Origin of the sequence: Algoriphagus litoralis, from assembly GCF_003259255.1 — a bacterium.
Taxonomy (GTDB): domain Bacteria; phylum Bacteroidota; class Bacteroidia; order Cytophagales; family Cyclobacteriaceae; genus Algoriphagus; species Algoriphagus litoralis.
Window position 1 is genome coordinate 40,009 of record NZ_QGOL01000014.1, and the last position, 15,125, is coordinate 55,133.

Here is a 15,125-nt window from a genome sequence, read left to right on the forward strand (position 1 = left end):
TTTCTTTGACAAAAATCGAAATGAGTAAACTCAAGTGGCTGAAAAAAGGCTATGAACTGGTAGCCGAATCGGGATTTCAACAGCTGAAAATAGAACCGCTGGCCCAGCTGGTTGGGATCAGCAAATCCTCCTTCTACCACCATTTTGCAGATTTGGAAGTATTTCAGGAGCAACTACTCGCACTTCATCTGGATCGGGCTGAAGTCATGGCAGTAAAGGAAAAAAATGCAAAAAGCATTGATCCCGAACTTGTAGATATAATCCTTGAGCATCAAATAGACCTGCTTTTTCACAGACAGCTTCGCTTCCATAGAAACCAACCCGCCTTTGATCAAGCAGTCCAGAAGGCAGAATCACTCATTGGTGATGCGTTGCTGGAACTTTGGGTCAAAGACCTTCAACTTCCTTTTTCCAAAGACCAGTTGCGAGGAGTTTTTGGTATGGCCATGGAAAACTTTTTCCTTCAGATTCACCCAGAAAATCTCAGTCACCGTTGGCTCAGGGATTATTTTTCCCAGCTCAAAAAAATTACCGCAGCTCTTGCCTGAATTGTACGGAAGCGACTAAAATCTGAAAGAATCGGGTTTTAACTAGGGGAATCAATTCAATCCAATTCCCATGAAAATGTCAAACACTCCTGAATTTCACAGATCCTACCTCAAATTCACCGCATTGGTCATCGGCTCTTTTGGTCCAATTTTCTTTTTGGGAACTATGCTATCCACCTCCGAACCGGCACGCTGGACACTGGATTTTCTGAGTTGGCCGATCGACGGAGTCCAAACCTATGGCGAACCCACTACCCGATTCCTCTCTGCACTGACTGGGGGATTTCTTTTTGGCTGGGGAGTCACGATCTGGTGCCTACAAAAATGGGTGTATCCACTTGCACCAGAGGGTGTCCGCAAGTCCGCGCTCTTTGGTGTCATTGCCTGGTTTTTATTGGACAGCTTGGGATCCTACTTTTCTGGTACTATCTCCAATGTCTTTTTTAATGTGGTGGTGCTCTTGCTTGCTGTTGGACCGCTTTGGTGGCCAGCACAGGCCTCTGTTTCGAAATAAACTTTCGGTTAAAGTCTCTTCTCCCAAATCAGGTAAACGAAAATTTTGTGCTTGGAAAAGTGGGAGGCATTTCCTGTTAAAACCTGTTTCAACACCTCCGATGGGAGTAGTCTATACCATTTGACTTTTCAAGAATCCCCATAATCGAGAATAAACCATCTCGAAAGCCTCCTCTGGCATGATCATTGGACTTTTTAGACAGCCTTGACAGGCTTTCTAAACACAGCAGGACATTTTCTTAGTCTGCTTCGTCCCCAATGTGGGATGTTTTTTTCATTCTAAAATCACAAAAATCATGAGTACAGGAGAATTATTAAATCAGCTTTTTGAAAAGCTTGAAGGTTGGGCCATTGCATTTGCCAGAATGCTTCCAAACATTGCTTTGGCAATTCTGATCTTCGTTCTAGGGTTCTTTGCAGCCCGAGTGCTGAGTAATTTTGCGAAGAAGCAAATGATCAAATACCATGTGGATAAGACGATATCTGGCTTTCTAGGTCGAATTCTTTTTATTGGTGTATTGGTGCTCGGAGTGATGGTAGGCTTATCCATTCTGAATCTATCCGGGACGGTAGCTTCCATTTTGGCCGGACTCGGTATCATTGGTTTAGCTTTGGGTTTTGCCTTTCAGGATACGGCGGCCAACTTTATGTCGGGTATTTACATCACGTTTAATCATCCCTTCGCCATCGGTGATGTCATCAAGGCTAAAAACGGAATCATGGGCAACGTAATCGACATCAGTCTGCGGGTGACGAAAGTCAAGACCTTCGATGGACCGGTGATATATGTCCCAAATCGGTTCCTTTTTGAGGATGATTTTACCAACTTGACTGAAGCCGGTCAACGAAGGTTGCGAGTAGCAGTTGGGGTGAGTTATGGAGATGATCTGGACAAAGTAGAGCGAATAGTCTTTGAAGCGCTGGAAAATACCCCCGGGAGAATCAGCGGAGAAGACATCACCATCTTTTGGGAGGAATTTGGCGATAGCTCGATAAATTTCACCGCCAACATCTGGTTGGACTATTCCAAAGAAAACAAGGCTTTCGTTGGCGCAAAGAACTACGCAATCAAAGCGCTGAAAAAGGCATTTGACGCAAATGACATCATGATCCCATTCCCTATCCGCACATTGGATTTCGGAATCAAAGGAGGAGTGACTTTCAAGGAAGAGGTGCAGGAATCCGGAGTTTTAGAAATCAATAAAAATGGCCAAGCGAATGGAAGGCATACGGATTGACACTTTATCAGGCTTCGCTTCGACTTTCCTAAAATATAGGAAAGCCGAAGCGAAATCTTGAGCTCAAGAAAATCTACCCCTAGCTTTGGATGAAGCTTCAAAATCCTCCTCTTTTTAGCTCCTTTTTGAAATCGAAGTTTATCTTTGATTTCAACTAGCCACTTTTCCCGGATCTTTCATAGATGAAAAAACGAATTTTCCTCCTGATCGGCTTCTGCCTGATTCACGCTCTGGCTTTCGCCCAGTCCAAGGAAACCCTAGAGGCGGAAATCAAAAGCAGGGAACTGGAAGAAGTTAGCGCTATACTTGCGGGCGACAAGAAGGCTCTGAGCACGATTTGGGCGCCGGATTTTATGGTAAACAATCCCGCAAATACAGTTTTGAAGAGCAGAGCGGAAGTTTTTCAGCGCATGGATAAAGGAATCATCCGCTACTCCGAATATACCCGCCAAATCGAAGGAATCCTTGTACAAGATGGAATGGTCATTGTCATGGGCGAGGAACTAGTGGTACCTGTCGGTACTGCTCCTATGGCAGGCAAAAAAGTCACACGCAGGTACACCAATGTATGGCGAGAAATCGATGGAAAATGGCTCGTCCAAGCCAGACATGCCAATGTATCGCAGGTCGAATAACCCCCCGACCGGGATTTGTTGAAACAAAGTTGAACGGTCGGGGATTTGTAGTTGAAAAAACCGATTCTTAAAAAACAAAGTATACCCAACCAATGAATACGAAAAGAATACTTTTCACGGGTGGATCTGGCAAGGCAGGGAAACATGTTATTCCTTACCTCCTTGATCAAGGCCACCGGGTAATGAATGTGGACTTGACTCCTTTGAACCATCCAGGAGTGGACAACCTGATCGCCGATATCACAGACTCCGGACAGATGTTCAATGCGATGAGTTCGTATGCTGGTTTTGATGAGTTGGAACCCGGTACTGGCGTGCCAAAATTTGATGCTGTGGTGCATTTTGCTGCCGTGGCGCGAATCCTGATCAATCCTGACAATGAAACCTTTCGTGTCAATACAATCGGCACCTACAATGTCATCGAGGCTGCCGTCAAACTCGACATCAAGAAGATCATTATCGCCTCCTCAGAGACCACTTATGGCATTTGCTTTTCCGATGGAAAAACAAACCCAAACTATCTCCCGCTGGATGAAGAATACGACGTGGATCCGATGGATAGCTATGGTCTCTCTAAAGTTGTCAATGAAAAAACCGCCCGGGCTTTTCAGCGGAGATCTGGTGTAGACATCTATGCGCTCCGTATCGGAAATGTGATCGAACCCCATGAATACGCCACGCTTTTCCCTCACTATTTCAAAAATCCGGAAGTGCGACGCAGAAATGCCTTCTGCTACATCGATGCCCGGGACTTGGGTCAAATCGTGGATTTGTGTTTGAAAAAGGACGGTTTGGGCTACCAAGTCTTCAATGCAGGCAATGACCACAATGGGGCAATCATTCCTAGCAAGGAATTGGCTGAGCGGTTTTTCCCTGGAGTTCCAATTACCAGAGAGCTGGAAGAGCATGAGGCCTTATTTTCCAACCGGAAAATCAAAGAAGTGCTGGGATTCCAAGAGCAACACCATTGGCGAAAGTATGTGGATGGGGAAATTTGAAATACCTTGGACCAACGGGATCAATTGCCACTTTTAACATTTCTCTAATCTATGAACTATTATTCCTGCATCATTTTAGCTTTTCTCCTAGCCTGCAATTCCAAACAAACTGCAGAGGATCAAAGCGCTGTTTTTACCCAACAAGACACCGTATTTGTCACTCCACTTGGAAAAACCTATCCAATCTCCACGCCCTCTGAAAAACTCCTCGCCCAATACGAAGAAGCAAAAGCTACTTATGAGGCAAATCCGGAAGATGTCGAGGCACTGATTTGGTATGGTCGCCGCACGGCCTATTTAGGTCAATACAATCAGGCTATCGGGATTTTTTCCGAAGGAATAGAAAAATTCCCCAATGAAGCCCGACTCTATCGCCATCGGGGGCATCGCTACATCAGCATCCGGGAATACGACAAAGCCATTGCTGACTTGGAAAAAGCTGCTGAATTGATCCAAGGAACAGCCAACGAAATCGAACCGGACGGCATGCCCAATGCAATGAATATTCCCGTGAGCTCACTGCATGGCAATATCTATTACCATCTCGGACTGGCCTATTACCTGACTCACCAGTACGAAAAAGCATACGAAGCCTACCTCAAGTGCCGAGAAAGTGGCAATCATTACGACAACATCGTCTCCAGCACGCATTGGCTGTACATGATTCAGCAGCGCTTGGGCAATCCAAGCAAGGCCGATTCGCTCCTCGCTCCTATCCATGCCGACTCCACCGTGATCGAAAATCAAAGCTATGCTGATCTCTGCAAATTGTATAAAGGCTGGCTCCCGGTAGATTCTGTGATGCCCAGCGGAGAGGGAAGTCCCTCCAATGATGCAGTCCGTTACGGCGTGGCAAATTGGTACCTGTATCATGGAGACACGGCCAAAGCTAAACAGCTGATGGAAGAACTGATCACTACCAAGGCCTTTTCATCCTTTGGCTATGTAGCAGCGGAGAGTGATTTGATCCACTATTTTGGAAAAAAAAATAACCTGAGAAATAGCACTGATTTAAGCGAATAGGGGTTTTCAAATGCCCTATTCTGTTTTGACTTTTAGTTCGTAGATACTGAATCGGGTCAGTTCCTCTTCCTCCTCCTGATTTTCGGGTTCCTGAACCAAAATTCGATTCCCCGGTAAAGAAAGAACTATCGATCCCGGTATGCCCGGCAATTCACCAACCAGCTGAGTCCCGCCTTTCAGAATCAAAAAACGCTGCTCTGAGGCATCCGAAAGCGGAGCATAAGGTTCTTCTTCAGAATTTCTGGATTCGAATTCGGCCTCAGTTAGACCGGTGAAGTACCGAACCAAAAGGATCTCATCGTCGAGTGGAATCAGGTTCAGGTTTTTGCCTGAATTGTTTCGAAGTAGCCCTATCCGGGGATCCGAAAACTCAGTATCCATCGGAAGCGGACTATATTCCTTAAATTCAGAATGGGTAATCGGAATTTCTCTTTTCAACGCCAAATCTTCCAGTCCATAGACCCGGATTTTGGCTTCAATGTCATGCAGGACATACAATTCATTGTCTGCTTGGTCGAGAAAGAATGTTTTTCCCATTCGCTCAAAGTAAATCAAGTCAGTCGAGGAGTAAATTGAGTTGGCTTCGTAGGGAATGATAGATGCAACAGAGCCTGATTCCAGGTGCATTTGGTAAAAATTCTGGAGCGTGTCCTTTCCCTCCTTCGTACGAGTGAGATAGTTGGCTGATAGGTAATTGCTCGGGCCAATCAGGAGAAAGGTAGAATCCCCCTTGCTGTAATACGCAGGTCGACCCAGCGGCATATTGGCTCGAATGGGAAGTGGAGAGAGGTAGCGGTACTCGTATTTCTTGGTATAATTTGGATCGTAGGCGATCACATTGAACGGAAACTCCAAAATCCTCAGGCTATCCGGACCAAAAGCCATCCCCACTGGGTTCCAAGTGCCATATGACTCCGGACCGTCACCTTTTTTATTGACCCTGCTGAGAATCTCCCCTTGCTCTGAAATTTCCAATAGATCATCCTGGCTGACCGAATACCCCAAAAAACGTCTTTCCACGGGTGAATAATCCCGGATCACCACCCGGGTAAAATTTTCGACTTGGAAAGAATCCACTTTGACCAAAGAAAAATCTTCGGCTGCATTTCCTGAAAGCTTCTCTTCAGCGGGATTACAAGACAGGGCTCCTATGAGGAGACAAAGTAAGGCAAATGAACTATTGATACGATATTTTAAAAGCATTGTCTATTTATTAGATTATACTACGAATTAATCGTTAAAGATAGATTTTTATCCTAAAAATCAGAATAAGTGTTTCGGATTCCTTAAAAATAGTAATTCTCCCTGCCTAAAAATCACCAATTGACCTGATCCTATCCCCTTTGGAATTGGCTTTTCGGTATATAGCAAGTACCTTCAACTGATCCTCGGGTAATTCTCTTTACTCTTCATTCTTTTCCTATCTATTCGATCAACTATCCAACGAATGAAAAAGCTGCTATTTTTCTGGAAAGAACTGCTCGCTACCTTTTGGTTTTTGCCTGTATCGATCCTGGTTGCCTCTGTTGCTCTGGCGATGGGAACTGTCTATATCGACAACACCATGAGTATATCGCAGGAGGGCTGGTTCCGATTTTTCATTGTAAACAGTGCCGATTCAGCCCGGACTATCCTTTCCACGATTTCTGGGGCTATGATCGGTGTAGCGGGCACAGTCTTCTCGGTAACCCTAGTCGCACTGACTCTGGCTTCCTCCCAATTCGGCCCCAGACTCATCAAGAAATTCATGTACGTCCGGCTCAATCAAATCGTGCTGGGTTCTTATATCTCAACCTACCTCTATTGTCTGATCGTTTTGATAGCGATCAAAGGAAGTGAGGATTACACTTTTATTCCTTCTGTATCGATTCTTGTTGCCATTTTTGCAGCCATTGTCAATATCATCCTGTTGATAGTATTCATTCATCAGATTGCGATCAGTATACAGGCAGACAAGGTGGTGGCGGACATTTCCAACTTTATCTCAAATCAGGCAGAAAATCTATTTCCTGAGCGTATTGGAGAAGAAAAAGAGAGTGAGGGTGAGGTGGATTTCACCAGTGAAGCTTCTCAATACACCAAGCGCACTTCTTTCCGATCCCCAAAGGGAGGCTACCTTCAGTACATTGATGGAGCATCACTGATGCATGTCGTAGCTGAGGCCAAGGTATTGTTTGATCTTCAATTCAGACCGGGAGCCTTTCTAGTCAAAGGAATGGAAATCGGCTGGATCTACTCCAACCAAGAGCTTGAAGATGAGCTAGTGGAAAAGATAGCCGACCAATTTGTCATCGGAGAGATAAAAACCTCCCAGCAGGATTTGGAATTTTCCATCCATCAGATGGTGGAAATAGCCGCTAGGGCGCTTTCACCGGGAGTCAATGACCCATTTACGGCGATTGCCTGCATTGACAATCTCTCAGCGACCCTGTCCTACCTCGTCAAATCGAAATTCCCCTCCAAATTCCGCCACGATGCTGAAGGAAACCTTCGAATCGTCGCTGACACGCTGGACTTCAAAGGGGTGCTGGATGCTGCTTTCAACCAGATCAGGCAGTTTGCCGGGGCCAGTCCGTCAGTGATCATCCGTTTGATGGAGGCGTTGATTACGATCCGAACCTTCGCAAAAGAGCAAAACCATCACGACGCCCTAGTCCGGCACGCAGAGATGATATTCAGGCTGGGGAAAGAGACCATCACAGAAAAAAACGACTTGGAAGACCTCCGCAAAAGAGCAGAGAAAATCCTCGGAACGGATCAACTTGGCTAAAATCAATTTTAAGTTTTAGAAAAACCTGTGATCCTGTTACCCCAATTTTTTTAATGATTTTACAGCGGTAAAGTGGCTCCTGCAATTCACTTTCTCCATCAGATTTTCCATTTTGGAAGGATTTTTCTTTTAAGCCATGTATTTTTCACCAGTGATTAAACCTTGCCGAGTCCTGCCTGTCTCACTTCAGGTTTTGAGTTGTTGGTTAACAAAGTGCACTCTTATGAAAAACTTTTATTACTTCCTGATTTTGGTGCTCCTTGGCGGGACTGCCTGTGATCCAAAAGATGAGGAAATCCCGAATCCCACTGATGGAAGCATGTATTTTCCCCCTTTGACTGGAGGAGCTTGGGAGAAAACTTCAATTTCAAACTTGGGTTGGAATGAAAGCCAAGTTCCTGCACTTCTTGATTTTTTAGAAACCAAAAACTCCAAATCCTTCATGATCCTGGTCAATGGAAGAATCGTAATGGAGGAGTATTTTGACGGGCATACTGCTGCTGACACCTGGCAATGGAACAGTGCCGGAAAAACATTGGCAACAGCCACTACAGGGTTGGCCCAAGAGGAAGGCCTGATCGATATTAATTCCAAAGTTTCGGACCACTTGGGTATCGGATGGACCAGTGAACCTCTGCCAAAAGAAAACCTCATCACCATTCGGCACCTACTGACCATGACCTCGGGAATCAACGACGAAAGCCAACTCGTGATCCCTCGCAACCTTACTTATCTCGCCGACGCGGGTACGCGCTGGTCCTATCACAATGTCTTCCAGAAACTCATGGATGTAGTGGCTGCCGCCAGTGGACAGGATTTTGAATCCTATTTTGATGCGCGGCTGGAGTCAAAAATAGGAATGGAAGGATTCTGGAACGAAGGGGTGATTTTCACAATTTATCACAGCACCACCCGCAGCATGGCTAGATTTGGACTGCTAGCTCTGAACCTCGGCAAATGGGAAAATGAGCAAATCTTGGAAGCCGATTTTTTCAAAGAAAGCACCACTACCTCTCAGTCTCTCAATCCTTCTTACGGCTACCTGTGGTGGCTCAATGGCAAAGCAAACTATATGCTCCCGGGCGGACAGACGATTTATCCTGGCACCCTGGTACCCGCAGCTCCTGCAGACATGTACGCCGCTATGGGAGCTGAGGACCAGCGAATCTATGTGATCCCCAGCAAGAACATGGTCATCGTGCGAATGGGCAATGCTTCCGACCCATCCAATCCAAACTTTGCTCTTTCGGGATTTGATCAGGCCCTTTGGGAAAAAATCAATGCCGTGATCGAGTGATGGACAATTGGAGGGATTTTGAAGAATCATTTTCAAGAGAATCTTTAAATTCGAGAAATCTTATTCCCAAAAAGACCAGCCCATGAAGGATCATCACGAACGGATTGCCAGCATGACTTTTTCCTCAGTTTACCCACACTATGTCACCAAAGTGAATCGAAAAGGCAGAACAGTCGAAGAACTGCATGAAGTGATCACTTGGCTGACAGGATTCTCCGACGCTGAACTGCAAAAGCTGATTCAGGAGAAAGTAACTTTTGCCGAATTTTTTCAAAAATCCACCCTAAACCCGAATGCAAATCTCATCACAGGATTGATCTGCGGCTACCGGGTGAAAGAAATCGAAAACCCGCTGACACAAAAAGTAAGGTACTTGGATAAGCTCGTCGATGAACTGGCCAAAGGAAAAAAGATGGAGAAGATTATAAGATCTGCTTGAATTCGATTGAAACTAAGATTGCCACAGATGCACAGATTTCTCCCCGACTTCATAAAGTGTGATTTCTCGCTATGAACCAGTTAATTCTGGCTTTAAGTTTAGGTTAGGTTTTTCTTTTTCTTCGTTCTTTTGGCTTAACCCAAAAGAACCAAAAGGTCAAGATTTGCCAAAGCTCCCACCGCACAAGGCCGAACGCTGGCTCGCTGGCAAATCCTCCCACCGCGCCCTTCCGATCGATGTTTTGTTTACGCAGGATAAATCAAACGTGGTTTTACATTTATTGACTTATTTGGTATTCAAAACCCTGTCATTTCCATTTTGTCTATTCAAAGTATATTTAATACTCAATGTGACATTCGCCACTTTTGAGACAGCGCCATAAAAATACCTGCAAAATCAAATTACAAACTCCTCAATCTCAATTAGTCAACACTACCCTTCTGTAACTCGTCAAGTTGGGAGAACCAGAATCCCGAACCTCCAAAATCACATGAAGGGATTGTCCCTCTCCCAGCTTCGGCATCTGAAATTTGACTTCTTCTCCATAGGGATTAAAAAGCTCCAGATTTCCGGTAAAACTTCCGGCTTCCCGATACACCCACCACTTCACCTGAATCTGATCTCCATCGGGATCCTTACTTCCTTTGGCCGAAAGCACCACTTCCTCCCCTTCCTTTACTGCTGCGCTGGCCCAGGCTTTTCCTTCGTTTCCATTCAGGACAACGATCGGATTATGATTGGCCTTTTCATAGGAATCCGCCACGTTCCAGTCCATTCTTGCTGCGAAATCATACTGAAAAGCATCCCGAAATCTCCAAATCGTCGCTTGATTTGAGGCTTCTTTCCGCCCATCCGGAAGCGTCACTTCATCTTGGGTATTGATCGAGGAAGTCCAGATTTTGTCCACTTCACCGTAGGATTTCCAGAGCTCGTACCTCCCAGCCCAACCTCCCCAAGCGGGGCTTTGGTCCCAGGCGAGTCCATTTTGGATCAACCCGATAAAAGAAGGCGTATCGCCTTCCATGATGTATTCAAGTGGAATGTAATTGGCGCCCAAAGGACCATGGCCGTCTCGGATATTGGCCATCAGCCAAGGATTGTCCACCAGCTCAAACTGATACATCGGTGCGTTTTTGTACCAACGATCTCCGCTGATTCCTGTCCAAGTGGCTTTGTAGTATTCCCGCCAGTTGTCTCCGGCGCTGGCATCTACGATATAGAAGATTCCCGGGAAAGTATGCCGAATCCATGCCCCTGCAAAATCCTGATCCGAAATCGAGTAGATGCGGAGTTTGGCCACAAACTTACTGACCTCCTCTTCTGACCTGGTATTTTTCACTTTCCAAAGTGCCTGCGCAAGACAATTAGCCCCTCCCCAAACAGAAACCCAAAGCGGCCGATCATCAGCTTTATCCACGGCCCTGATCAGCAAGTCCGAACCCGGAGAATCTTTGCCCTCACCTACACCTTCCATGCTGTAGCTGGGCAAATGCTGGGAAGTCACACGGAGAAGTTGCTCGGATGAGGGAAATCCAAGGGCATGTATGTCGAGGGTAGACTTTACTTTGCCGTAGTTGCCGATGAGTTCTTCGATTTTATCCTGCCTCACCTGATTTCTGAGGTGGGTAGATGTCGTAGCCACGATCCCTTCGATGTCATATTCATTGGCATAGACCAGAAACCTCACCATAGACTGCTGATCGTCGGGCTCATTGGTCATATCTGTCAGTACAAAAACCCGCTGCTTGATTGGCTCGGTAAAGGTCAGGGAGGTCTGTGCTACAGCGATAAAGGTTGGTATCCAAAAAAGAAAGGTTAGGAGATTACGCATAAGGTTTTGGGTTATTTCAGGATTTAAGATAGGATTTCCGGACGAAATCGGAGCTATCCGGAGAGGAAATTCAAGTGAAAATGAATGCTAGAAACCCATTGGGTAAAGCACTCATCAAAGCCCGTTTTAGAAAGGGAGAAATTAATTATTCAAAATGATCCCTTAGGCTTGCGGGAGTGTGATTAGGGAGGTATTTTGAAAAAGTTTTCAAGGGAAAGGTGCTCAGAATCTGATTTTTCGAGGAAATAGAAAGTGCTTTTATAGCCCAAATTTTCACCGAAATCGAAACCAAAGTCAACTAATCATGTACGTTCCTATTCTAAGCGGCGAGGAAACGATAAGAACTCATGGGAAATGCTTGCTTAGAACTAGAGGAAAGGAAAATGTGAATCTTTGGAAGAAAATCGAAAAAATAAACCCTCATAAATACCAGCATTTATGGCGACTATCTACCCAGATTAGAGTACTAAGCGCCATAAAATGGCTACTATAAATGAGTTACCACCAATGCTAAGACGACAACGTAAAGAATGAAATACACAAAATACATAGTTATATTGACCTTGTTCGCATTAAGTTCCTGTGTGACAAACAGACTAATTTTTGAAAGCAAAGAGTTTAACGAATTTGGCAAACTTGACATTAAAACGTTAATACAATTAGAAAGACAAAAGCAGTCAAAAGACATTACACCTGACCATTTAATTGGAATTGGAGAAGGGATTTACCCCAACAAGAACAATTATATTTTAGCGACACCGAAAACTTTTGAAATCAAAGAGAAACCAAATTTCAAACTTGAAACCGAATATTTTTATGCCGTAAATGACAGTTTAGTAAAAGTAATTCTTTATCAATGGGACTACTTGCAAAAAACTGACACTGACTTTTTTGAAGAAGAAAACCATACAAAAAAATTCAAAGCATTTCAGACCAAGTTTAACAATTTGACTTCTAAACTGACAAAAGAATTTGGAGAACCTATCTCAAAAAATATTGAACAGGGAAAAATCAAGGACGAGACATTCAGAGATGACTTAAAATTTAAACGAGCGGACGGAATGAATGCGTATTTATTTATGTTTGGGGACGACAACAACGGATACAGACAAATAAGACTTGCAATTTATAAAGACTGAAAAACTATGAAAATAAGAAGCACTGGTGGTAACAGCACCTACCCAAAAGGCGGAGTTTTCGTGTTCCAAAGACAGTTTTGTGTGTAATCAAGCATTAGTTTTTCAAATCAAGTTTTGTGGTAAAAGTCCCGCCCTTCGGGTAGCTGCAAAACGTTGTGGTGCATTAAAAAGAAACCGTGAAAACAAAGAAAATCCGCGGACATAGAAGAAGATGGAATGACATTGACCAATGGGTTGAAACTCATAAGAATCTCGACTTAGACTATTTAAAAGAATACCAAAGAGATTATGTGAAAATTCGAGTTCATCCTTGGAGCGGAATTTCTTTGACTAATAGCCAAACACCAGAACCAAAAGGACAAACAAAGACCAAAATTCTAAGTGGACTTATTGAAATTTATGATACTTGGAAAAGGGAATTGGACAAACTTGGAGAAAACTATTATTTGAAAATATGGCTGTTTGAACCAAGGTTTGCGAGTTCTCAAGTTGTATGTGCAATTGGAGACTATTTGGACTTTTATGAAAGCACATTTTTCAAACCAGACCAGTCGAAGAAGTTTAACCCCGCGAAATATGGACAGTTAAAGGATGAAATTGAAAATTTTAATTGGGAATATAGCCTTGACGAAGACCACTTTGACAATAGTGAACCTGGCGACCCAGAATTATATGCAACATTAGCGGACTATGAAGAAGATAAAAGGTGGTTTGAAAAAATGCTAAAAAAACCACACAGGAAAACAAAATTTAAAGAACCGATTGGAGATGCCACAGAATCATATTCATTTAGAAAGGGAGATGTTTGGCTTGGAGAAAAATAAAAAACAACACCACAACAACACATATACGCAATGCCCTTCGGGACACTGCGCATAGCCTAACCGTTGGGCTTAATATGAATAAAACGACACAGATCATATTATTGACATTGGTTGTATCGATTGGAATCGGTGCAAGACTATCTATTTTGGGCTGGCTTTTCTTTCTAGGAATAGGGAGTGCATTGATTTTCGGAATAAGTCATTTAATAGTTCATTTCTACTCTATGAACTCCTTGGCGAAAAGCGGGAACAAGAGTTTATTACTGATTATTTTATCCCATCTTTCATTTCTCGGAATCTTCTTGTTCCAATCTGACTTTGACGATTCAAGAAGCTATTCTGTTTTAGGTCAGACTTTGGGTGTCGAAAGTGAAACCTTAGATAGCATTGGTTTTCCGATTGTTGGTGTTTCAATTATTTCTTTCATCGTTATTTCATTTCTCATTGTTAAAAAGGCAAAAAGGAACAAGATTTCGGAAAACAACATAAAATATATCATTCCCTCGACTATTGCGTCTTTTATACTGCCTATTGTATTTATTTATGTACTCTATGCTAATAAAGACCTTCAAAAAACCAAAGAATTGGAAACAACAGGAGAATTTAGCTCAATCAGTAGAGCTTTAAAGAATTCTGAGTCAGTAGAGATAATTAAAATCAACCCATATCAGACTATACTAACAAGTTTTCCATTGGAAATAATGGAATTGCCAAACGTTAAGATAATTGACCTAAATGAACAGAGAATTTCAAAAATTCCAGACGGATTAAGTAAATTGGAACATCTTGAAGTCCTTAATCTTTTGAACAATAACATATCAGAAATACCTGTATCAATTTGCGAGTGCAAAAACTTGAAAGAGCTTAGAATTGGTGGACAAATAGATGAATTTCCAGACTGCCTTAAAAAAATGAAGAACTTGAAACACCTTTCGATACAGAGCAATTCTGTAAATGAATTAATGGAAGAATTAAGAGAGTTCGAATTTTTGGAAACTTCTCATTTCTATCTAAAAAATGGAAAATTAGAAAAAGAAAAATTATCAGAAATTAGAAAAGAAACTGGAATAAAACATAAATACTAAGCCCAACATCGGCTATAGCAAATGCAGGCTGATTGCTTAAAAATGAAGATATTGCAACTAAATAACATTCGGTCAGGGGACAAAGATTCGGTTTCAAATCCCGCACTTGCCATCGCCAGAGCCTTTGTGTGTAATTTTAAAAACCCACATAAATGAACGTTTTGAACATAATTAAATCAGCATTATTAATTGTGATGATCTTTGGATTCGTTTATATATTAATCCAATACAATGAGATAACTAAATTTTATATCCAGAAAAAAGAGAATTATACAGATTTGAAAAAATTAAAAAACGACATTTTAGAAGTATATGGTATTGAATTAAACCAGAAAACACTTGAAAACCTAAACCAGAAAATTGAGTACGAAGAATATATGATAGATAGGTTGGAGCCGAATTTAAAAATTGCTGAGCATTTTTGGTTGATTTTATTGGGATTAAGTTGGGGATTAATTTTATTAAGCTGGTCAAATAAAAAGAAAGAAAAACAAGAACAACTTAAAACTGACAAAACAATGGTAGATTGAAGGTTAACATCGAAGAGTTCATTTAACAGCAAAAATAACTACACACAACAACTAAGCTTTCGTTGCGTGCGGAGCACGAACAATGAAAGTGCTGTTGCACGGAACCGGTGAGGTTCTTATGGGGATTGAATCGGAATTTCAGTTGGATTTGTAGGACCTGATGGCTGAAAAAGTCCCCCAACTAAGCGTAATTTACCTTTTCTCGATCTGTGACCTAATGAGCGCTTGCCTAGGCGTAGTTTGTAACTACGCCTT

At 42.9% G+C, this 15,125-nt stretch carries 15 protein-coding genes; 13 read left to right on the forward strand and 2 right to left on the reverse strand.

The features are described 5' to 3' along the window. Nucleotides 1–20 precede the first annotated feature (20 nt). The 6 genes from DK188_RS16530 (at nt 21) to DK188_RS16555 (ending at nt 4,955) form a co-directional block, all read left to right on the forward strand. Complete coding sequence (locus DK188_RS16530; RefSeq protein ID WP_198673034.1) at nt 21–548, forward strand: TetR/AcrR family transcriptional regulator; 528 nt, start codon at nt 21–23, stop codon at nt 546–548. A 70-nt stretch (nt 549–618) separates the two neighbouring features. After that, the gene (locus tag DK188_RS16535) at nt 619–1,062 is read left to right on the forward strand and encodes a hypothetical protein (protein WP_198673035.1); all 444 of its coding nucleotides are present in this window, start codon (nt 619–621) and stop codon (nt 1,060–1,062) included. A 295-nt stretch (nt 1,063–1,357) separates the two neighbouring features. Further along, a complete protein-coding gene (locus DK188_RS16540; RefSeq protein ID WP_111671954.1) occupies nt 1,358–2,299 on the forward strand; it encodes a mechanosensitive ion channel family protein in 942 nt (313 codons plus the stop codon). A gap of 182 nt (nt 2,300–2,481) precedes the next feature. After that, complete coding sequence (locus tag DK188_RS16545) at nt 2,482–2,934, forward strand: nuclear transport factor 2 family protein (RefSeq protein WP_111671955.1); 453 nt, start codon at nt 2,482–2,484, stop codon at nt 2,932–2,934. 92 nt (nt 2,935–3,026) lie between these two features. Then, on the forward strand, nt 3,027–3,932 hold the full coding sequence (locus tag DK188_RS16550) for an NAD-dependent epimerase/dehydratase family protein (RefSeq protein WP_111671956.1): 906 nt from the start codon (nt 3,027–3,029) through the stop codon (nt 3,930–3,932). A gap of 51 nt (nt 3,933–3,983) precedes the next feature. Next, nucleotides 3,984–4,955: a tetratricopeptide repeat protein gene (locus DK188_RS16555; RefSeq protein ID WP_111671957.1), complete on the forward strand. Its 972-nt coding sequence runs from the start codon at nt 3,984–3,986 to the stop codon at nt 4,953–4,955. Between the two features lie 15 nt (nt 4,956–4,970). On the opposite strand, the gene DK188_RS16560 is transcribed toward DK188_RS16555, so the two are convergent. After that, complete coding sequence (locus DK188_RS16560; protein WP_111671958.1) at nt 4,971–6,158, reverse strand: hypothetical protein; 1,188 nt, start codon at nt 6,156–6,158, stop codon at nt 4,971–4,973. A 244-nt stretch (nt 6,159–6,402) separates the two neighbouring features. Between DK188_RS16560 and DK188_RS16565 the strand changes: the two genes are divergently transcribed. From DK188_RS16565 to DK188_RS16575, 3 genes are all read left to right on the forward strand, one after another. Then, on the forward strand, nt 6,403–7,725 hold the full coding sequence (locus tag DK188_RS16565) for a DUF2254 domain-containing protein (protein WP_111671959.1): 1,323 nt from the start codon (nt 6,403–6,405) through the stop codon (nt 7,723–7,725). Nucleotides 7,726–7,948: 223 nt separating this feature from the next. After that, nucleotides 7,949–9,022 (forward strand): serine hydrolase domain-containing protein, encoded by a 1,074-nt coding sequence (locus tag DK188_RS16570; RefSeq protein WP_198673036.1) that lies wholly within the window; start codon nt 7,949–7,951, stop codon nt 9,020–9,022. Between the two features lie 82 nt (nt 9,023–9,104). Then, nucleotides 9,105–9,461, forward strand: coding sequence for a DUF2200 domain-containing protein (locus DK188_RS16575; RefSeq protein ID WP_111671960.1), 357 nt, complete (start codon nt 9,105–9,107; stop codon nt 9,459–9,461). A 418-nt stretch (nt 9,462–9,879) separates the two neighbouring features. Here the strand turns inward: DK188_RS16575 and DK188_RS16580 are convergent, their stop codons facing one another. Continuing rightward, complete coding sequence (locus tag DK188_RS16580; protein WP_111671961.1) at nt 9,880–11,292, reverse strand: DUF1593 domain-containing protein; 1,413 nt, start codon at nt 11,290–11,292, stop codon at nt 9,880–9,882. A gap of 584 nt (nt 11,293–11,876) precedes the next feature. Between DK188_RS16580 and DK188_RS16590 the strand changes: the two genes are divergently transcribed. The 4 genes from DK188_RS16590 to DK188_RS16610 all read left to right on the forward strand — a co-directional run bounded on the left by DK188_RS16590 (nt 11,877) and on the right by DK188_RS16610 (nt 14,870). Continuing rightward, entirely contained in the window at nt 11,877–12,431 is a 555-nt protein-coding gene (locus tag DK188_RS16590) for a hypothetical protein (RefSeq protein WP_111671963.1), read from the forward strand. Between the two features lie 176 nt (nt 12,432–12,607). Then, nucleotides 12,608–13,255, forward strand: coding sequence for a hypothetical protein (locus tag DK188_RS16600; protein ID WP_157963262.1), 648 nt, complete (start codon nt 12,608–12,610; stop codon nt 13,253–13,255). Nucleotides 13,256–13,329: 74 nt separating this feature from the next. Beyond that, the gene (locus tag DK188_RS16605; protein ID WP_157963263.1) at nt 13,330–14,340 is read left to right on the forward strand and encodes a leucine-rich repeat domain-containing protein; all 1,011 of its coding nucleotides are present in this window, start codon (nt 13,330–13,332) and stop codon (nt 14,338–14,340) included. Nucleotides 14,341–14,492: 152 nt separating this feature from the next. Next, complete coding sequence (locus DK188_RS16610) at nt 14,493–14,870, forward strand: hypothetical protein (RefSeq protein ID WP_111671966.1); 378 nt, start codon at nt 14,493–14,495, stop codon at nt 14,868–14,870. The last annotated feature ends 255 nt before the right edge of the window (nt 14,871–15,125 follow it).